13 protein-coding genes are annotated in these 20,185 nt (G+C 48.1%); 8 read left to right on the forward strand and 5 right to left on the reverse strand.

Annotated elements, in window-relative coordinates:
* Nucleotides 1-6: 6 nt before the first annotated feature.
* A complete protein-coding gene (locus HMY34_RS19555; RefSeq protein WP_202717077.1) occupies nt 7-1,296 on the forward strand; it encodes a YeaH/YhbH family protein in 1,290 nt (429 codons plus the stop codon).
* A complete protein-coding gene (locus HMY34_RS19560; RefSeq protein WP_202717078.1) occupies nt 1,296-2,804 on the forward strand; it encodes a SpoVR family protein in 1,509 nt (502 codons plus the stop codon). Before HMY34_RS19555 ends, HMY34_RS19560 begins: the two co-directional genes overlap by 1 nt.
* On the opposite strand, the gene HMY34_RS19565 is transcribed toward HMY34_RS19560, so the two are convergent.
* From HMY34_RS19565 to HMY34_RS19575, 3 genes are all read right to left on the reverse strand, one after another.
* Nucleotides 2,801-3,421, reverse strand: coding sequence for a response regulator transcription factor (locus tag HMY34_RS19565; RefSeq protein ID WP_202717079.1), 621 nt, complete (start codon nt 3,419-3,421; stop codon nt 2,801-2,803). The genes HMY34_RS19560 and HMY34_RS19565 overlap by 4 nt on opposite strands.
* Nucleotides 3,418-6,792, reverse strand: coding sequence for a CheR family methyltransferase (locus tag HMY34_RS19570; RefSeq protein ID WP_202717080.1), 3,375 nt, complete (start codon nt 6,790-6,792; stop codon nt 3,418-3,420). Before HMY34_RS19570 ends, HMY34_RS19565 begins: the two co-directional genes overlap by 4 nt.
* Nucleotides 6,793-7,092: 300 nt before the next feature.
* Nucleotides 7,093-7,677 carry a DUF4124 domain-containing protein gene (locus tag HMY34_RS19575; protein ID WP_202717081.1) on the reverse strand — a complete coding sequence of 195 codons (585 nt, stop codon included), beginning with the start codon at nt 7,675-7,677 and terminating at the stop codon, nt 7,093-7,095.
* A gap of 146 nt (nt 7,678-7,823) precedes the next feature.
* Between HMY34_RS19575 and HMY34_RS19580 the strand changes: the two genes are divergently transcribed.
* Both HMY34_RS19580 and HMY34_RS19585 read left to right on the forward strand, forming a co-directional pair.
* Nucleotides 7,824-8,921: an efflux RND transporter periplasmic adaptor subunit gene (locus tag HMY34_RS19580; protein ID WP_202717082.1), complete on the forward strand. Its 1,098-nt coding sequence runs from the start codon at nt 7,824-7,826 to the stop codon at nt 8,919-8,921.
* Nucleotides 8,914-12,141 (forward strand): efflux RND transporter permease subunit, encoded by a 3,228-nt coding sequence (locus tag HMY34_RS19585; protein WP_202717083.1) that lies wholly within the window; start codon nt 8,914-8,916, stop codon nt 12,139-12,141. The genes HMY34_RS19580 and HMY34_RS19585 overlap by 8 nt, the downstream gene beginning before the upstream one ends.
* Before the next feature lie 65 nt (nt 12,142-12,206).
* Here HMY34_RS19585 and HMY34_RS19590 read toward each other — a convergent pair whose 3' ends face one another.
* Entirely contained in the window at nt 12,207-12,761 is a 555-nt protein-coding gene (locus HMY34_RS19590; protein ID WP_202717084.1) for a YfbM family protein, read from the reverse strand.
* Nucleotides 12,762-12,995: 234 nt separating this feature from the next.
* Here HMY34_RS19590 and HMY34_RS19595 point away from each other — a divergent pair, with 234 nt between their 5' ends.
* The 4 genes from HMY34_RS19595 (at nt 12,996) to HMY34_RS19610 (ending at nt 19,200) form a co-directional block, all read left to right on the forward strand.
* Nucleotides 12,996-15,383 (forward strand): Tex family protein, encoded by a 2,388-nt coding sequence (locus HMY34_RS19595; protein ID WP_202717085.1) that lies wholly within the window; start codon nt 12,996-12,998, stop codon nt 15,381-15,383.
* Nucleotides 15,384-15,398: 15 nt separating this feature from the next.
* The gene (locus HMY34_RS19600) at nt 15,399-16,004 is read left to right on the forward strand and encodes an Aq_678 family protein (RefSeq protein ID WP_202717086.1); all 606 of its coding nucleotides are present in this window, start codon (nt 15,399-15,401) and stop codon (nt 16,002-16,004) included.
* A 110-nt stretch (nt 16,005-16,114) separates the two neighbouring features.
* A complete protein-coding gene (gene leuS, locus HMY34_RS19605; RefSeq protein WP_202719269.1) occupies nt 16,115-18,706 on the forward strand; it encodes a leucine--tRNA ligase in 2,592 nt (863 codons plus the stop codon).
* The gene (locus HMY34_RS19610) at nt 18,706-19,200 is read left to right on the forward strand and encodes an LPS-assembly lipoprotein LptE (RefSeq protein ID WP_202717087.1); all 495 of its coding nucleotides are present in this window, start codon (nt 18,706-18,708) and stop codon (nt 19,198-19,200) included. The genes leuS and HMY34_RS19610 overlap by 1 nt, the downstream gene beginning before the upstream one ends.
* Here the strand turns inward: HMY34_RS19610 and HMY34_RS19615 are convergent.
* On the reverse strand, nt 19,193-20,083 hold the full coding sequence (locus HMY34_RS19615; RefSeq protein WP_228287930.1) for an NAD(P)-dependent oxidoreductase: 891 nt from the start codon (nt 20,081-20,083) through the stop codon (nt 19,193-19,195). The genes HMY34_RS19610 and HMY34_RS19615 overlap by 8 nt on opposite strands.
* Nucleotides 20,084-20,185 lie beyond the last annotated feature (102 nt).

Genomic DNA, 20,185 nt, shown 5'->3' on the forward strand with positions numbered 1-20,185 from the left:
TGCCGTATGGCCTATATTGTTGATCGTCGGTTAAACAGCAAGAACAAAAGTCTGGTGAATCGGGAGCGCTTTTTAAAGCGTTACCAGAAGCAGATTCGCCGCGCGGTATCGGATGCGGTAAGCCGTCGCAACATCACGGATATGGAACAAGGGGAGAGTATTACGATCCCCAAGCGTGATATTTCTGAGCCGGTGTTTCGGCACGGGCAGGGCGGCAAACGCAGCATTGTGCATACTGGCAATAAGGAGTTTGTCGAAGGTGACCGCATCCAGCGTCCACCCGGCGGCGCGGGCGGTGGCAGTGGTTCAGGGCAAGCGTCCGCTGACGGCGAGGGGATGGAAGACTTTGTATTCCAGATTTCGCAGGAAGAATTTCTCGAATACTTGTTTGAAGACCTCGCCTTGCCCAATATGGTGAAACGCCAATTACTGAGTAGCGATTCCTTTGATTATCACCGTGCTGGGGTTAGCGAAGTCGGGAATCCTGCGCAAATTAACGTGGTGCGTTCGATGCGCAGTGCTCATGCGCGGCGCATTGCACTGCGAGGTAAAGAGCGGCGGCGGCGGCGTGAAATTTTGGCTGAGCTGGCATTATTGGAGCAGGCCAACGTCACCGCTGAAACTGCTGCGCAACAGGCGCTATTACAGGCTGAACTGGCACGTTTGAATGTGAAGATTCACGCGATTCCTTGGTTGGATGACTTTGATCTGAAATACAATCTCAGGGTCAAGATACCCAGACCATCGCCTAAGGCCGTAATGTTTTGTGTGATGGATGTGTCAGGTTCAATGACACAGGACATTAAAGACACCGCAAAACGTTTCTTTTTCTTGTTGTATTTATTTCTGAAAAAGAATTACGAAAAGATCGAAGTTGTGTTTATCCGTCACCATACGCAAGCGCAGGAAGTGGATGAAAACACCTTTTTCTACGCCCGCGAAACCGGCGGCACGGTGGTATCCAGCGCCTTGAACATGATGGGTGAGATTATTGAAGAACGTTATGCACCCAACCAGTGGAATATTTACGTTGCGCAAGCGTCTGACGGGGATAACTGGCACGAAGATAATCAACGCTGCCACGATGCCTTGATCAAGGATATTTTGCCGTTCGTGCAGTATTACACTTATATCGAAATCGGCGACCGTGATCCGCAAGGCTTGTGGTATTTGTACGAACATTTGCAGCGTGATTTTCTGGATCGGTTTGCGATTCAACGGGTGCGCAATAATGCTGAAATTTACCCAGTATTCCGTGAGTTGTTCCGCAAACACGCGGGTGAGGAGGTTGATTGATGACTGACCGTTATATTTCCACCAGTTCAGAATGGACATTCGCGACCATCGAAGCTTATGACCGCGAAATTGCCCGCATTGCCCGCGATAAATTCAAATTGGATACGTACCCGAATCAGATTGAAATGATTCGTTCGGATCAGATGATGGATGCGTATGCGTCTATTGGGATGCCGGTTTTCTATAACCATTGGTCGTATGGTAAGCATTTTGTCAATGTGGAGCAAAACTACAGTCGGGGGCGCATGGGCTTGGCGTATGAAATCGTCATTAATTCCAACCCGTGTATTGCGTATTTAATGGAAGAAAATACCATGACCATGCAGGCGTTAGTGATTGCGCACGCTTGTTATGGGCATAACTCTTTCTTCAAAGGCAATTATTTGTTCCGCACGTGGACGGATGCTGAAGCGATTATTGATTATTTAATGTTCGCAAAAAAATACATCAGTGAGTGCGAAGAGCGCCACGGTGTGGAGCAGGTCGAGACCTTGCTGGATTCTTGCCATGCACTGATGAATTACGGGGTAGACCGTTACAAACGTCCCGCGCCGATTTCAGCAGCAGAAGAGCAAAACCGCCAAAAAGAACGCGAATTGTATATTCAGCAACACCTCAATGATTTGTGGCGTACTTTGCCACATCGCGGACGGGAACGCGATGAAGAGAAAGTAGTCAGGAATTTCCCACAAGATCCGCAAGAAAACCTGTTGTATTTCATTGAGAAAAATTCGCCGTCATTGGAGATTTGGCAGCGTGAAATTATCCGTATCGTGCGCAAAGTCGCGCAATATTTCTACCCACAACGTCAAACGCAAGTGATGAATGAAGGCTGGGCGACTTTCTGGCATTACACCATTCTCAATGAAATGTATGACGAAGGGCTGGTGAATGACGGTTTCATGATGGAGTTTTTGACCTCGCATACCAATGTGGTGATGCAACCCGGTTTTGATAGCCCGTATTACAGTGGGATTAATCCTTACGCACTGGGTTTCGCGATGATGACGGATATTCGGCGTATTTGTGAACACCCGACGGACGAAGATAGGCAATGGTTTCCTGATATTGCAGGCAGTGATTGGCTCAGCACCTTGGATAATGTGATGCGCAATTACCGTGATGAAAGTTTTATCCTGCAATTTTTATCGCCGAAAGTGATTCGGGATTTTCACTTGTTTGCATTGGAAGATGACGACCGCAAAAATACCATTGATGTGGCAGCGATTCATAATGACGAAGGTTATCGGCGGGTACGAGAAATGTTATCCCTGCAATATAATCTGAGTCAGCAAGAGCCTGATATTCAAATTTACAAAGTGAATGTGCGCGGCGATCGTTCGTTAACATTGCAGCATGTATTGAACGACCGCCGTCCCTTGAATAATGACGTGAACGAAATGTTACGCCATGTGCATCAGTTGTGGGGCTATGATGTCGATTTGCACTCAGTAGAACCGAATGGGCGTACTGTGCGTAGCTTCCATTTGGTTGGCGAGCATTATTAAACTTTTTCGTTATCCGTTGCTTCCCGCGCCATGTTCACCAATTCAATCAGTGACGTGGCGTGCATTTTATCCATCATGTGGCTGCGGTGAAATTCGACTGTTTTAATGCTAACCCCCAGTTTGGTAGCAATTTCTTTGTTGGAATGGTTGTCGATGACCAGTTCCATGACTTCGCGTTCACGTTCGGTTAGATTGGCAATGCGTGCTTGGATCATGGTTAAACGAATGCGGGATTGCTGATTTTCAACATCCAGTGTTAAGGCTTCATGCACATAATCCAGCAACACTTGGTCTTCAAACGGTTTTTCCAAGAAATACATTGCTCCGGCTTGCATGGCACGTACTGCCATCGGAATGTCGCCATGACCGGTAATAAATAAAATCGGCAGCGCGTATTTCTGTTTGGTCAAAAACTGTTGTAATTGTAAACCGCTCATGCCCGGCATCCGCACATCTAAAATCAGACAGCCGATCATGTGCATGGTATAAAACTTAAGAAAATCTTCGGCTGAACCGAATGTCGCCACTTTTAAACGCATTGACTCCAACAACCAGCGTAGGGAATCACGCACGGCGGGGTCATCATCAACGATAAATACGGTAGGTTCATAATTCATTTACGGTTAGTTCCTGTCAACGGTAAAGTGAAACTAAAGGTAGCGCCTTTGGTAGCATTATTGGTAGCCTCAAGCTTACCACCATGCGCCTCAATGATGGAACTGCTGATTGGTAATCCCATGCCCATTCCACTTTTCTTGCTGGTATAGAAGGGTCGGAAAATCTTACTGGCAAAATCTTCAGGCAGGCCCGTGCCTTCATCAATCACCGTCACTCGTACTGCGTATGTGCCGACAGGTTCGCTGAGAATATGCAGTTTGCCGATGGTTTCAGGTGAAAATTCTTCCATTGCATCCAATGCATTTAGAATCATATTCACCAATACTTGTTCAATCTGGATTTTATTAACATTCACCAACCGTAAGTTGGGATAAAGCGTTTTGCTTAATTTAACTTGTTTAAATTGTTCCGTTGTATCCAGTAGGTGCAAAGTTTCCTCAATAATCTGGTTAATATTATGCTCGTGCCATTCGACATCCTGATCTTTGCGGGTAAAGTCTTTGGCATAACGTAAAATTTCGCCTGCTCGCCGCACTTGAGTACCGACCAATTGCATCACATCCGCAATATCTTTCATGCTGCATTCGTCGCTTTTCATGCGTAATTCACAGCCACGAATATAATTGGCAATCGCGGACAATGGCTGATTGAGTTCATGCGCAATGCCCGATGCCATTTCACCCAAGGTATTTAAACGCATAATGTGTGCAAGTTCTTGTTGGCGGTCTGCCAGCAATTGTTGAGCAATCATGCGGTCAGTGTGGTCAACAATTATTGACATAATGCGCAATTCATCATTGTCCAGATGAATCAATACCGGACGTATTTCCAGCCAGCGAACATTGCCTTTAAAGGTTTTGACTTTAAGTTCGCGTGCATGAAACTCACCTGTCTGGCTAATCTGAGTGATACACGTATCGACATCGGCTTGGTATTCAGGAAACACAAAATCTTTGAGCGAGTGTCCAATCAACTGCTCTGGATTTTTTGCCTCCATAATCATTGGTCCTGCGGGATTCACCTCTTGAATCGTGCCATCCAATGCGCAGATATTAATCCAGTTCGGTTGGCTTTGGAAAATGGTATCCAGCTTAGCGCGTTCGATTTCCAGACGAGCTTCCGCCCACTTGCGTTCTTCAATTTCGTGGAGCAACAATTCGTTGGTATTTTTCAGTTGTAAATTAGCCGCTTCTAACTCGCTACTTTTGACGCTAACTTCTTGGTTAACCGTGCGTAATTCTTCATTGGTGGATTGCAATTCTTCATTAGATGTCTGCAATTCTTCGCTAGAGGTGTAGAGTTCTTCGTTAGTGGATTGGGCTTCTTCGTAAGTAGATTGCAGCTCTTCGTTGGACGTTTCTAATTCTTCGATTGTGGTTTGCAAACTTTCACGAACTTCACGCAATTCTTCTTCTAACTCTTTGATACGCAAAGCATCGCTGACGCTAATAGCTTCTTGTTCTAACGCGATGGGGTGATCGTTCGGGGGCAAGACTTCAAAAATAACGAGGCTAACTTCTGTTTCAGTCATTTTACCCGCTGGAAAGTGACGGATACGCATCACCAAGCGCACCAGTTCACCATTGAGGGTGAAATTAATGCGGCGACTGGTAATCGTTTCATCAGCACGCCGTGCTTTGTAAATTAATCCACGTAAGTCTTGGCGTAATTCAGTGCGAATTAAATCGAGCACACCTAACGCTGCACGACCTTCCCCAAAACCAAGGTAGGGGTCAACATTGCCGCGCACATACACAATTTCTTGACGGTCATCCAACATAATGCAGGCGGGTTGGTAAATATTAACCAATAGCTTGTCGATGGAATCTTGTAATTTAGCACGGGGTTTGTCGCGAAGATTATTGCTGTATTGTTGGTTGCGTTGTTCGCGGAGTGAGCGATTTTGCAATAAATAAGGCAAGTGTCCTTTAATATCGCTACGACGGCGGTAAATACGCGATTTACGATCCACCGTAATAAATAAACGATCACTGCCGCCAATGGTTTCCGATTTACCGAGAAACATAATGCCATCCGGTTCTAAACCGTAATGGAAAGATTCTAATACATTGCGTTGCAAGGTCTGATTAAAGTAAATCAATACATTGCGGCATGAAACCAAGTTCAAGTGTGAAAAGGGCGGGTCGCGAACTAAATCATGACGCGCAAACAATACCATATTACGGATGGTTTGCGTCAGTTGGTATTCGCCGTCTTTTTGGATGAAGTATTTATCGAGAATGCGTTGATCAATTCCCGCGACTGAAGCTTTGGAATACCGTGCCTGCCGCGCAATGGTCAAAACACCATCATACAAATCAGTACCAAAAATTTGTATTTTATAACGCGCAATGCGGTTGCCGAGGTATTCAGACAACATAATTGCGATGGAATAAGCCTCTTCACCCGTGGCACAACCTGCCACCCATACCCGAATTTCGTGTCCACCTTCAGGGACAATATCTTCTACTACGCGCCGCAGGGCTTGATAAGCGTCCGTATCCCGAAAAAAGCTCGTGACTGAAATCAGAATATCATTGTGTAACTCATACAATTCTTCGGGTTTTTGCTTCAAATAAGCAGCGTATTCACTCAGTTGCTTGCATTTGTGTACCGTCATGCGGCGTTCGATACGGCGCAGCAAGGTATTGCGTTTGTAATCGCGAAAATCCGTGCCGGTTTGATCGAGTAACATCCTCAATATTTCCTGAATCTCATCTTCACTGGGTTCAGGTTTGCTGGCAAATAAAAATGAAATATCCGGTTGCGCCAGCATGTCGTGAATTTGTTGGGCAATATCTTCAGGGGGCAGGGCAAGATCAACATGCCCCGTACCGATAGCGGAATGCGGCATACTGTCAAAACGGGCGGTGGATTCGAGTTGCGCAATGGTGATACCGCCCTCGGCTTTGATGGCGCGGATACCGTGTGTGCCATCTGTGCCCGTACCAGAAAGGATAATGCCTACGGTGTGTCTGCCATGATTTTCTGCTAATGAGGCAAACAAGCGATCAACGGAAGGTTTGGGGCCAATGCCGGTGGCTTTTTCCAAATGAAACCGTCCATTGGCATAAAAAGCATCCATCGCTGGCGGAATAATGTAGAACATTCCGGTTTGGATGGGTTGATTGTGTTGTAACTCCGCAATCGGCAATTTGGTTTCGCGTGCCAGAATGGGCACCATCATGCTGCTGTGCTTGGGATCTAGGTGTTGTGCCAAAATGTAAACGACACGTTCATCAATAGGGAGGTTGGGAACTAAGGCTCTTAATGCCTCTAAGCCGCCTGCTGATGCGCCAATACCAACGATAATGGTGCGATTGTCATCTTCTTTTTTATCGACTTGTTCGCTATCAATATCGGTAGTCATGGTGTTGTCCCTGTTGTAACAAACGTATAATAGCAGATAATTTTACCGTGCCGAAAATCCCAAAAAAATTGGGGAGTCAGATGGCTCTGACTCCCCAGATTAATTTTATTATCGTTTCGTTCGGTCTATTTTATTGGTACTTGCTTTCGCTCCTAGCTTAGCGTTTAACACGGTTGTTGTTGCAAGTACTGGAACGGATTGTAATTAGTATTTGCTAATAAACCAATACATAAAACCGTGGGAAAACAGTGGGTTTCTCAAGGGTTTTCACTAGGTTGCATCCTGTTTTCTTGACTTAAGTCAATCAGTTGCCGGTAGCATAGCGGTAGCTGCTTGATTGGTGACGTTGCTGCCCGAACCGGTTGCATTAGTATTGGTGCTTGATGGAGTAGGATTTTGGCTGCTCTCGGAAGTGGTTGATGCATCACTATTCAGCCGCGCATCAACCGCTTTTTCGGTTTGGCGCGTCGTTTTCTCTGTATTATTGAACATTTCTGGTTTGCATAAGCTGTCGATATTGCCTTGAATTTCCTTCGTCTTGACAGTTTTTTCTTCAGCCGTCAGGAAACGTTCGCCTTGGGCATCTTTCCATTTAATGAGTGCATTCGCCGTCATTTTTTGCAATGCATCGTTTTGTTGTGCGCAAAATTCACGGTGTTTTTGGTCGCTTTTTTCACCTTCCTGCCGAGCTTTTTCCATGTCATCTTTCGGGGCTTCGCTTGGGGCAGTGGGGATGGTGTTGCCTAACTTGCCAGTAGACAGGCGAATTTCGTCTTCAATGTTCTCACCTTTTGCATCAGGCGGCGGCGGGGTTTGGGTGTAATGGGTTTCGCCGTTTTTGTCGGTCCATTTGTACATTTCAGCGGCTGCGGTAGTCGTAACCATAGCGCTTACCAATAATATAACGGGCATAAAGATTGCTTTTTTCATGGGATCACCTTGTGATGTTAGTGTTTGATCACATATTAGTATTTTCTAATATTCTCTGTTAGGATGCGTCAATTTCTCATTTTGCTTAAGGTAAGTATGCCATGAAAATGTTACCAAAGTGGTTACTGATCGTCGGATTGTCAGCATTGTCGGCTTGTGGAAAAGTTGAGCAATCGGCAAATTCAGAAGCAGTAAAACCGGCAGTGCAGTCAACTTTGCAAACTGCCAAGGTGAATGCGGTCGGTACGCCTGAATTACACTACCTTGATGGTCATGTAGAAGCCGTCAATGAAAGTACGATCTCCGCGCAAACCAGCGGGGTTATCGAAAAACTGTTTTACGATGTGGATGATTATGTAGAACCGGGTAAAGTAATTGCGCGGATAAAATCCAAAAATCAGCAAGCAGGCGTCGAACAGGCACAAGCTTCTCTGGATGAAGCGCAAGCACGTTACACCGAAGCGCAAGCAGACTTTGCACGTATCAGTGAAATTTACGCCAAACGCCTCGTGCCTAAAGCGGATTTGGATGCGGCTCAAGCTGGCTTGAAAGCGGCTGAAGCACGTTTGGCCGCCGCGAAAGCACAAATGACGCAAGCCGGTGAGCAGTTAGGTTATACCAGTTTAATTGCACCTTATGGCGGCATTGTGATCAAACGCCATGTGCAATTAGGTGAAGCGGTCAACCCCGGTACGCCGGTCATGACGGGTATTTCACTGGATAAAATGCGGGTAGTGGTCGAAGTGCCGCAGCGTTTGATCGCTAAAGTGCGTCAGGAAAAGAAAGCCTTTGTGTTTCAGGATGGCTCTAATAAATCATTAGCGGTTGATTCGCTGACATTTTTTCCTTATGCCGACCCCAAAACCAATGCATTTAAGGTCAGGATTGATTTGAAAGCAGGCGTGCAAGACTTATTCCCTGGCATGTTTGTCAAGGTAGCGTTTGTGATGGGGCAACAGGAAGGCGTGGTCAGCGTTCCTGAAAGCGCGGTCGTGGTACGCAGTGAGGTAATTGGGGTGTACGTCCTCAATGCTGACGGTAAACCCGCGTTGCGACAAATCCGTTTGGGTAAAAAATTGGATGACGATACCATCAGTGTGCTGGCGGGTTTAGCCGCAGGGGAAACCATTGCGCTTGACCCGGTGCACGCGGCGATTTCTCTAAAGCAACAAGCAGCCGAGGTAACGCACGATGAATGAGCCAAAGCTGGGTATATCCGGGGCAATTGCCAAAAAATTTCTCATCACCGAAATCACGCCGCTATTGGCGCTGGTGGGTTTGCTGTTAGGGCTGTTTGCCGTGATGGTGACGCCGCGTGAAGAAGATCCGCAGATTAATGTGACTTTTGCGAATGTGTTTATCCCGTTTCCGGGGGCAAGCGCTGAGCAGGTGGAAAGTTTGGTGAGTACGCCTGCCGAACAAGTATTGTCCGAAATTGAGGGGTTGGAACACATTTATTCTACCTCAATGCCGGGGATGTCTGTCCTAACCGTGCAATACAAAGTGGGGCAGGATCGTACCGATGCCTTGGTGCGTTTATACAATAAGGTTGCGTCTAATCAAGATTGGTTGCCGCAAAATTTGGGGGTGGGTACACCACTGATTAAACCCAAGGGCATTGACGATGTACCGATTGTGGCGCTGACCTTGTGGACAGAGGATGACAAGCGTGGTGCATACGAACTCAATCAAGTGGCGCACGCGATTGAATCAGAACTCAAGCGTGTTCCCGGTTCGCGTGATATTTATACCATCGGTGGGCCACAACAAGTGGTGCACGTGTTGTTAGATGCGGAAAAACTCGCGGGGCATGGCATTTCATTAGCCGATTTGCGTAATGCATTGCGGGCAAGTAATTCGGCACGCGATTCGGCTTCTCTCGTAAACAACAATGAGGAAATTCAGGTACAAGCGGGTACTTTCCTGATGGATGCGACGGAAGTTGGCGAGTTAATGGTTGGGGTATTCGAGGGCAAACCGGTATTCCTCAGTGATGTGGCGGAAGTGAAACGTACTTCGGATTCGCCGGAAGCGTATGTGAGCTTTGGCACGGGTGCAGCGGCGGCACACAAAGGCTTGCCCACTGGCATTCACACACCGGCGGTAACGATTGCGGTAGCCAAACAACCAGGGACAAACGCGGTGGATGTTGCGAATAATGTCATTGACCGTTTCGAGAAATTGCGCGGCACGTTTGTGCCAGAAGGCGTGAATGTTTCTGTGACGCGCAATTACGGTGAAACCGCGCAAGCCAAATCTGAAAAGCTGATTCACAAGCTGATTATTGAAACGATCGCGGTCGCGTTGCTGATTTGGTTTGCTTTAGGGTGGCGCGAAGCGTTGATTGTTGGGGCTGCGGTGGTGATTACGTTAGCAGTCACCTTGTTTGCGTCGTGGGCGTATGGGTTTACGCTGAACCGGGTGTCATTGTTTGCGTTGATTTTCTCTATCGGGATTCTGGTAGATGATGCGATTGTGGTGGTGGAAAACATTCACCGGCACATGCAGCAGGGTGGTAAAAAACTGTTGGAAGTTATTCCGTTGGCAGTCGATGAAGTCGGCGGCCCGACTATTTTAGCGACCTTTACGGTGATTGCGGCATTGCTGCCAATGGCGTTTGTATCGGGGCTAATGGGGCCTTATATGTCGCCGATCCCGATTAATGCCAGCATGGGGATGCTGGTTTCTTTAGCGGTAGCTTACGTGGTAACACCGTGGATGACGGGCAAAATGTTGGCGAAAGTCGATTTCAACCATCATCAACACGATAACAATAAGCTGCACGGGTTTTTCAGCCGGATTATGTCGCCATTTTTGGATGACAAAAAGGGCGGGAAGCGGCGGGTCACGTTGTTTGCGGTAATTACTTTGCTGATCGTATTGTCGGCTTCGCTGGCGGTATTCAAACTGGTTGTGCTGAAAATGCTGCCTTTCGACAATAAATCTGAATTCCAAGTGATTCTGGATATGCCGGAAGGTACGTCATTGGAGCAAACTTCGCGGGTTCTCAATGAAATGTCGGAATATCTGGGTAAAGTGGATGAAGTCACCGATTACCAGATTTACGCGGGGACGGCAGCACCGATCAATTTCAATGGCTTAGTACGTCAATACTATTTGCGCGAAGGGGCTAACGTTGGCGATATTCAAGTCAATCTGACCGATTCGCACGGGCGTGAACGCCAAAGCCACGAGATTGCCTTAGATGTGCGCCCGCCGTTGCAAGAAATTGCCAAGAAATACAACGCGAATGTGAAAGTGGTGGAAGTACCACCAGGGCCACCGGTGATGTCGCCGATTGTGGCAGAGGTGTACGGTCTGGATTATCCGGGGCAGATTGGTGTTGCTAAGCAAATTCGCGGTGTATTTGAGCAAACACCGGATATTGTCGATATTGATGACAGCGTAGAAGCACCGCAAAAACGCTTAGTGGTGCAAGTTGATCGCAGCAAAGCCGCGTTATTGGGGGTATCGCAAGATACGATTGCCTCGGCAATTGATACGGTATTGAGCGGCGAAGACGTGGTATTTTTGCACGGCAAGGGGATTAAATACGCCGTACCCATTCGCGTTGAATTCCCGGTAGCACTCAAAGATAAAATGGATTCGGTGCTGGCGTTGCGGGTGCGCAGCCAAGCCGGTGAGTTGGTGCCAATGTCTGAATTGGTGAGCGTACAGGAAACAACTCGCGAACATTCCATTTACCACAAAGACTTATTGCCGGTTGTTTACGTGACGGGTGATATGGCAGGTACTACCGATAGCCCGTTGTACGGTATGTTTGAAATCTTCAGTGGTATCAAAGAATTATCGGTATACGATAACCCTGTCAATCAATTCTTTATCGCCCAGCCCGATGACCCGTATTTATATGGCATGAAATGGGATGGCGAATGGCAAGTGACCTATGAAACTTTCCGCGATATGGGGATTGCTTACGCATTTGGGATGGTTCTGATCTTTCTATTGATCGTGGCGCAATTTAGATCCTACATGGTGCCGTTGGTCATTATGTCACCGATTCCGCTCACCATTATTGGGGTTATGCCGGGTCATGCCTTATTAGGGGTGCAATTTACCGCGACGTCCATGATCGGCATGATTGCACTGGCAGGGATCATTGTGCGCAATTCGATTTTGCTGGTGGATTTTATCAACGAGCAAGTGCGTGGTGGCATGGATTTGAAAGCAGCGGTTATCAATTCCAGTGCGGTGCGGGCAAAGCCAATTGCTTTAACGGCGTTGGCGGCAATGGTCGGGGCATTCTTTATTATTGATGACCCTATCTTTGGTGGTTTAGCGGTATCGCTGATCTTTGGGATCTTGGTTTCAACCGTGCTAACGCTGGTGTTAATTCCGCTGATGTATTTTATGTATGCACGAAATCGCCTTGCTACGATCAGAGCCGGGGCGGTCTAAAACCCCGCTCACGTATTTATCTGACATAACGCCCCGTATCGTGTAGATGATACGGGGCGTTACGCTCAATGCGTTGCTTGCAGGTAAACGGTTAAACCCAGATTATTTTCAGCCACATGGCTCATGAAGTGTTGCATGGCCTTGAAACGGTTCAAACAGTCAGCCAAGGCTTGGTCGTTGCCATCCCAAATTTGGGGGTAAATGTCATCATCCAACATTTGGTTGGCGTCAAAATGCCGGGCTAATGAATCCGGCGTTTTGTTCTGTAACGCTTGAGCAATGTGTTTGACTTCGCATGATTCAAACGCGCGTGCCGGGCCGTAACCTAAGTCCACATCACCCACATAGCTGCCGCCGTCAATCAAAAATGCGTCGGGAAATTCACCGCTCCACACTTGTCCACACATCAAGTAATGAATCCCATGCCAGTATTCACCCAATGTTTCCCGCAGGTTAATGGTTTCCGGTTCGAGTGCGTGGCGTGGCATCGGAAATGGCTGTTCCGCTTGCATGGCATTGACTTGCTCGGCAAATGCAATCGTCCAGATGAGCCTTGGATTTGCCATCAGGCGACTGATATTAAAATCAGAAATTGCAGCAAGATGTAAATGTACACCCATGATATTTAGACCCTTTTTGAGAACTGGCAAAGCCAAAAATTTCAGAAACGTTGTTAGTTGTGAATGCATTTACCCAATGTGCGCATTCTATTGCTTACTTAGTAGGCGAATTATCGCAGTGGTCTATGGCTTTTGCTGTGATAATCATCACCAATCACATTTAATTCGCTTTGTTTTGCGGCTTTCCCCGACTTTGTTATGATGCAAGGCATTGATCACAACAACGAGTTTCGTATGCAAAGTATTCTTTCCCGTATCGCTACCGAATTGGCGGTTCAAGAACAGCAAGTGGCTAGTGCTGTCGCCTTATTGGACGAGGGTTCAACGGTTCCTTTCATTGCCCGCTACCGTAAGGAAAAAACCGGCGGGTTGGACGATACCCAACTGCGTTACCTCGAAACCCGTCTGGGCAGCTTACGTGAACTGGAAAAGCGTCGTGAGACCGTACTCAACTCCATCCGCGAGCAAGGCAAGTTGAGTGCCGAATTAGAGCAACAAGTATTGCAAGCACAAACTCGCACCGAACTCGAAGACATTTACCTGCCGTATAAACCTAAGCGCCGCACCAAAGCCATGATTGCCCGCGAAGCAGGGATTCAACCACTGGCAGAAACTTTACTCAGTGATCCGCAACTTGACCCTGAAACCGAAGCAGCCAAATACCTTAACCCTGAGATGGAATTCGCCGATACCAAAGCAGTGCTTGATGGTGCGCGGCAGATCCTCATGGAAGATTTCGCGGAAAACCCTGAATTGAGCGGTGTATTGCGCGAATATTTATGGGAGCAGGGCGGTTTTGAGTCCAACGTGATTGCAGGTAAAGAACACGAAGGACAGAAATTCGCGGACTACTTTGCGTATAGCGAAGCGCTAAACAAAATCCCTTCCCACCGCGCGTTGGCATTATTTCGTGGACGCAACGAAGGCATTCTGGATTTGAAACTGGATGTCACCGTCGCAGACGGCATGAATCACCCGTGTGAAGATAAAATTGCGCAAGCTTTTAATATTTATGATCAGGGCAGGGCGGCGGATCGGTGGTTGCTGGATACGGTACGTTGGACGTGGAAAGTGAAATTGCACAGCCGCTTAAGCACTGACTTGAACCAGCGTTTGCGTGAACAAGCGGAAGCAGAAGCCATCCGCGTGTTTGCTGCCAATTTGAAAGATTTATTGCTGGCAGCACCTGCTGGCGCACGCAATACGCTGGGGCTTGATCCCGGTTTGCGCACGGGAGTGAAAGTCGCTGTTGTGGATACCACCGGCAAGCTGTTGGATTTTGCCACGATTTATCCGCATGTGCCGAAAAAGCAATGGGATCAGTCGATTGCGATATTGGCAGACTTATGCGCTAAACACAGCGTGGAACTGATCAGCATTGGTAATGGCACGGCATCCCGCGAAACCGATCAGTTCGCGGGCGATTTGATTAGCCGTCACCCCGAACTCAAGCTGTCTAAAATCGTGGTGTCGGAAGCCGGTGCTTCGGTGTATTCCGCTTCGGAATTGGCTGCCCGCGAGTTCCCTGGTTTGGATGTTTCTATCCGTGGTGCAGTATCCATTGCCCGCCGCTTGCAAGATCCGCTGGCAGAACTGGTGAAAATCGACCCTAAATCCATTGGCGTTGGTCAATACCAACACGATTTAAATCAACCAGAACTGGCGCGTTCGCTGGATGCAGTAGTGGAAGACTGTGTAAACGCGGTCGGTGTCGATGTGAATACCGCGTCTGCGGCATTACTGGCACGGGTTTCCGGTCTAAACAGTGGCATTGCCGACAATATTGTGGATTTCCGCAATGACAATGGCGCATTCCGCAATCGTAACCAATTGAGAAAAGTGTCACGGCTAGGTGCAAAAACCTTTGAACAAGCCGCCGGTTTTTTGCGGATTCGTGATGGTGAGTATCCGTTGGATGCTTCCGCCGTTCACCCGGAAGCCTACACGCTGGTCGAGCAGATTGCCGCCGTGAACCGTCAACCTTTGCAAGAGTTGGTGGGAAATAGCGATTTTGTCGGCACGCTTACCCCAGCCGATTACGTGACTGAACAATTCGGTTTGCCCACTATTCGCGATATTTTGGCAGAACTGGAGAAGCCGGGTCGTGACCCGCGCCCCGAATTTGTGACCGCTACCTTCCGCGAAGGGGTGAATGAGCTGAAAGATTTGCAAACGGGCATGATTCTCGAAGGCGTGGTCACTAACGTGGCGAATTTCGGTGCGTTTGTGGATATTGGTGTGCATCAAGATGGCTTGGTACACATTTCCCAACTGACTGATAAATTCATCAAAGACCCGCGTGAAGTGGTGCGTACTGGCGATGTGGTGAAAGTGCGCGTCGAAGAAGTCGATGTGCAGCGCAAGCGCATTGGCTTAACCATGCGTTTAGAACCTACTCAAACGAAAGCTGTTCTAAACCCTATGTCTAAGGCGGCGGCGAACCGTGAAGAACGCAGGCCACAAGCGGTGCGTCCGCCACAGGAGCGCAGTAATGACCGCAATGACCGTAAATCTGACAATCGTCAGCCTAACGCGAAAAAGCCTATGAAAGAGTCAGCATCTGCCGCAAACTCAGCAATGGGTGATGCCTTAGCCGCAGCCTTAGCAAAAATGCGTAAATAAACAATGAGGTGAGTGATGAACAAATGGTGGGGATTCTTAATCAGTCTTTGGCTGTTATCCGGCTGTGCGCCGCAATACGAAACCCGCTACGAATTCACGCCACCGACGAGTACCGGCGGTTTGAGTTGTCTCAACCGCTGCGAAACCCAGACGCGCACCTGCAACCTGCAATGCAATTTACAATACGGTCAATGCAGCGCTAAAGCGGAACAACAAGCTAAAGCCGAACTTCCCGCAAAACTTAGCGAATACGACACACGCCTAGCCGCTTGGCAACGTGAGAGGGAACGTTACGAAACCGATTTGCGCTTTTACGAAATGGAATTGCGTCAGCGTGAATTGCAACACGATCTGCGGCGGCTCACCTGTGACCGCGACGGCAAAGAATCAGCGAGTTGCTTACACCATCATTCCCTATTAAACGGAATGTCTTCACTCAATGAACCGCGTCGCCCTGATAATATGCCTGAAAAACCGACGCTGACTAGCGAGACAGTACGCATTCGTGAGCTAATTTGTAGCAGTGAATGCCAATGTGACACGCAATATCGCCAGTGTTATACCAGTTGTGGCGGGGCAGTGAAGCCTTATCAGTTTTGCGTGGAGAATTGCCCCAAATAATCCGCTATAATCCCGCGCTTACCCGCAAAGCTGCTGGCATATTGTCAGCAGCCTTTGTATGCTTCGCCCCTTTGATCACCAGTGAAAAGCAAGCCTAGGCTATGAGTAATATGCAGGAACAGTATCAACCGCAATCCTTGGAACCGGAAATTCAGCAATTCTGGGAACAACAACGTACCTTTGAAGTCACAGAAGACCCTAACAAGGAAAAGTATTACTGCCTCTCCATGTTTCCTTACCCCAGCGGCGTGCTGCACATGGGGCATGTCCGCAATTACACCATCGGTGATGTGATTGCACGTTTCCAGCGGATGCAGGGTAAAAACGTCTTGCAACCCATGGGTTGGGATGCCTTCGGCTTGCCTGCTGAAAATGCGGCAATCAAAAACAATACCGCTCCTGCCGCTTGGACGTACAAAAACATCGACTACATGCGCACTCAGCTCAAATCCATGGGCTTGGGCATTGATTGGTCACGCGAAATTGCTACGTGTACGCCTGAATATTACCGTTGGGAACAATGGTTTTTCACTCAGTTGTATGAAAAAGGTTTGGTCTATCGTAAAAAATCCACGGTGAATTGGGACCCGGTTGACCAAACCGTATTAGCCAATGAGCAGGTCATTGATGGGCGTGGCTGGCGTTCCGGTGCATTGATTGAACAGCGTGAAATTGACCAGTGGTTTTTGAAGATTACTGCTTATGCCGATGAATTGTTAGAAGAAATCGGTAAGATGCCGGGCTGGCCGCAACAAGTGCGTACCATGCAGGAGAACTGGATTGGGCGTTCAGAAGGTGTGGAACTTGAATTTGGTTTGGCGGGTTCGGATAGCAAGTTAAGTGTGTTCACCACACGCCCCGACACATTGATGGGCGTGACTTACGTGGCAGTTGCGGCACAACACCCGCTGGCATTGAAAGCGGCAACCACTAACCCTGCATTAGCCACTTTCATCGAAGAATGCAAATTGGTCAAAGTTGCCGAAGCTGATATGGCGACGATGGAAAAGAAAGGCATGGCGACGGGAATCATGGCGCTGCATCCAGTGACAGGTGCAAGTGTGCCGGTCATGGTTGCCAATTTCGTGTTGATGTCTTATGGCTCTGGGGCAGTGATGGCGGTTCCGGCGCACGATCAGCGTGACTGGGAATTTGCCAAGGTTTACGATTTGCCTATCAAGCAAGTCATCGCACCCACCGATGAACGTGACATTGATTTGAATAGTGCCGCATTTACCGAAAAAGGCGTGTTGGTTGATTCAGGTGAGTTTAGCGGGCTGACTTCTGCGGCGGCCTTTGAAGCCATTGCTGACTATTTGGTAAAGAAAGGGAAAGGGCGGCGGCGGATTAATTTCCGCTTGCGTGACTGGGGTGTTTCGCGGCAACGTTATTGGGGTTGCCCGATTCCGATTATTTATTGCGATGATTGCGGCGCTGTACCTGTTCCCGAAAAAGATTTGCCGGTGATTTTGCCGGAAGACGTGACCTTTGATGAAACCGGCGGCTCACCGATTAAGCGGATGCCAGAATTTTACCAGACGACTTGTCCGTGCTGCGGCAAACCTGCGACGCGCGAAACCGATACGTTTGATACGTTTTTTGAGTCTTCGTGGTATTACGCCCGTTACACCTGTTCAGATAATCATGACGCGATGCTGGATTCACGGGCTAATTATTGGTTGCCGGTTGACCAGTATATCGGTGGGATCGAACATGCGATTTTACATTTATTGTATTCGCGCTTCTTCCATAAATTAATGCGTGACAATAAGTTAGTGGATTCTGATGAGCCATTTACTAACCTGTTGACACAAGGCATGGTGTTGGCAGAAACATTCTACCGCGAGAAAGAGAACGGTGGGCAAGATTGGTTTCAACCCACCGCGGTGAATGTCGAGCGTGATGATAAAGCGCGTGTCGTGGGTGCAACGCTGCTTGCTGATGGATTACCGGTGCAATCCGGTGGCATTACCAAAATGTCTAAATCCAAGAATAACGGCGTTGATCCGCAGGAAATGATTGAGAAATATGGCGCGGATACTTTGCGCTTGTTTTCCATGTTTGCCGCACCGCCAGATCAAAGCATGGAATGGTCAGATTCTGGGGTAGAAGGGGCGCAACGTTTCCTCAGACGTTTGTGGAAACAAGTGTTTGATCACGTGGCTTTGGGTGCAGTCGAGCTTTTGAACACCACCGCATTGGATGATGTACAGCAAGCATTGCGCCGTAAAGTTCATCAGATGATACAAAAAGTCGGGGATGATATGGCGCGTCGTCATACCTTCAACACTGCTGTTGCCGCGAACATGGAGTTGCTGAACGAGATTTCGCGCTTTAGCGATGATAGCACCACGGGTAGGGCGGTGCGTCACGAAGCCTTAGAAACCGTGGTGTTAATGCTTGCGCCAATTACGCCACACATTTCTCATGCACTCTGGCAAGCGCTTGGGCATAATGAAGCCGTGGTGAATACGCGCTGGCCTAACGTCGATGAGAGTGCTCTGGTGCAAAACACGCTAGAATTAATTGTGCAAGTGAATGGCAAAGTGCGCGGTAAAATTCAAGTCAGTGCGCACACACTCGAAGATACAATTAAAGCTACAGCATTAGCCAATGAAAATGTTCAAAAATTCCTAGAGGGTTTAAGCGTGCAAAAGGTCATCGTCGTTAAAGGCCGTTTGGTAAACATCGTGGCAAACTGATGAAAACGTTCATTTTAGCGTTGAGTTTACTGTTATTGCTGTCTGCGTGTGGTGGAGAACCGTTCCACCTACGCGGCAGCAAGCCATTGCCCGAATTGATGCGTCAAGGAATTTATTTGCAAGGGCTTGACCCGCAAAATGATTTTACCTTGGCATTGCGTGATGGTTTGGAGAATGCGGGTGCGATCCTGAAAGAAAATCCACAAGATGCCGCTACCACTTTAACCATTAAGAATGTGCGGGAAAATCGTTCGGTCTCTGGGTATTCCTCCACGCGGCAAGTGCGGGAGTTCAACCATTCTGTCACGGTTGATTTTACGGTTAAAACACCTGCGCTGACAGAAAGCGTGGAACGTTCGGTAAACGCCACCCGTTCTCAAGTGTATGACGGTAAATATGTGTTAGGCACAGCAGAAGAGGAAACCGTTATCAAGGAGGAGTTACGCCGTGAAGCGGTGCGCCTCATTCTACTGCGACTTCAGGCACTTAAGTAAGCGCGTTTTTCTGCACAATTTTCGCTAATGCCGACGAATCGAGTTCCCCAAGCCCCGCATCCACCAACGCTTGCATGTAATCCGCAGCGCGTTGCGTTCCCGGTAAGTTCAAACCAAATGTGGCAGCCGTATCGATTACAATATGCATGTCTTTGTTGTGTAAATGCGCTTTAAAACCGGGCTGAAAATTTTCATCCAAAATACGTTGACCGTGCAGTTCCAACACCTTTGAATAGGCAAAACCCCCCAGCAGCGCCGAGCGTACTTTAGCGGGATCAACACCTGCCGCCTTTGCCATTTCAAATGCTTCCGTGACTGCAATGACTGTTTGTGCAGCAATCAACTGATTACAAGCTTTGGCTAATTGCCCAGCGCCGTGATTGCCGATATGGGTGATGGTTTTCCCCATTGCCGCAAGAGCGGGGCGAGCATATTCCAAATCGTCAGCATTGCCGCCCACCATAATGGTTAATGTGCCAGCAATTGCGCCAACATCACCGCCGGATACGGGTGCATCCAGCATTCGGATACCTTTTTCTGACAGCTTTTCAGCAATTGCACGGGTTGTGACTGGGGAAATGGTACTCATATCAACCACTAGCAAACCGGGTTTGCCACCTGCGATAACGCCGTTATCACCTAATAATACCGCTTCTACATCCGGTGTGTCGGATACGATAGATATTACGATGTCGACATTTGCAGCGAGTGCAGCGGGGTTAGCATAATATTCCACGCCTTGATTCACGAGTTCTTGTGCTGCTTCAGGGCGACGCGCATAAACGGCAAGGGTAAAACCGGCTTTCATCAGATTTTTACACATCGGTAGTCCCATAATGCCGGGGCCAATCCAGCCGATTTTAGGTTGTGTCATTGGGTTCATGCGGATTCCTTCAACGGGTAAAATTCACAAGATGTTAGCACAACTGCGAATTCCCGCCGATTTTGATGGTAGAATTCAGCTTTGCTTTTAACCCCGGTCAAC

This window comes from Thiothrix subterranea, assembly GCF_016772315.1.
Taxonomy (GTDB): domain Bacteria; phylum Pseudomonadota; class Gammaproteobacteria; order Thiotrichales; family Thiotrichaceae; genus Thiothrix; species Thiothrix subterranea.

Bases quoted from the DNA above. Each gene is read 5' to 3' on its own strand.
- HMY34_RS19610 (WP_202717087.1), top strand. From the start codon at position 18,706: ATGAAAACGTTCATTTTAGCGTTGAGTTTACTGTTATTGCTGTCTGCG.
- HMY34_RS19575 (WP_202717081.1), bottom strand. From the start codon at position 7,677: ATGGTTACGACTACCGCAGCCGCTGAAATGTACAAATGGACCGACAAA.
- HMY34_RS19615 (WP_228287930.1), bottom strand. From the start codon at position 20,083: ATGAACCCAATGACACAACCTAAAATCGGCTGGATTGGCCCCGGCATT.
- HMY34_RS19565 (WP_202717079.1), bottom strand. From the start codon at position 3,421: ATGAATTATGAACCTACCGTATTTATCGTTGATGATGACCCCGCCGTG.
- HMY34_RS19570 (WP_202717080.1), bottom strand. From the start codon at position 6,792: ATGACTACCGATATTGATAGCGAACAAGTCGATAAAAAAGAAGATGAC.
- HMY34_RS19555 (WP_202717077.1), top strand. From the start codon at position 7: ATGGCCTATATTGTTGATCGTCGGTTAAACAGCAAGAACAAAAGTCTG.
- HMY34_RS19560 (WP_202717078.1), top strand. From the start codon at position 1,296: ATGACTGACCGTTATATTTCCACCAGTTCAGAATGGACATTCGCGACC.
- HMY34_RS19600 (WP_202717086.1), top strand. From the start codon at position 15,399: ATGAACAAATGGTGGGGATTCTTAATCAGTCTTTGGCTGTTATCCGGC.
- HMY34_RS19595 (WP_202717085.1), top strand. From the start codon at position 12,996: ATGCAAAGTATTCTTTCCCGTATCGCTACCGAATTGGCGGTTCAAGAA.
- leuS (WP_202719269.1), top strand. From the start codon at position 16,115: ATGCAGGAACAGTATCAACCGCAATCCTTGGAACCGGAAATTCAGCAA.
- HMY34_RS19590 (WP_202717084.1), bottom strand. From the start codon at position 12,761: ATGGGTGTACATTTACATCTTGCTGCAATTTCTGATTTTAATATCAGT.
- HMY34_RS19585 (WP_202717083.1), top strand. From the start codon at position 8,914: ATGAATGAGCCAAAGCTGGGTATATCCGGGGCAATTGCCAAAAAATTT.
- HMY34_RS19580 (WP_202717082.1), top strand. From the start codon at position 7,824: ATGAAAATGTTACCAAAGTGGTTACTGATCGTCGGATTGTCAGCATTG.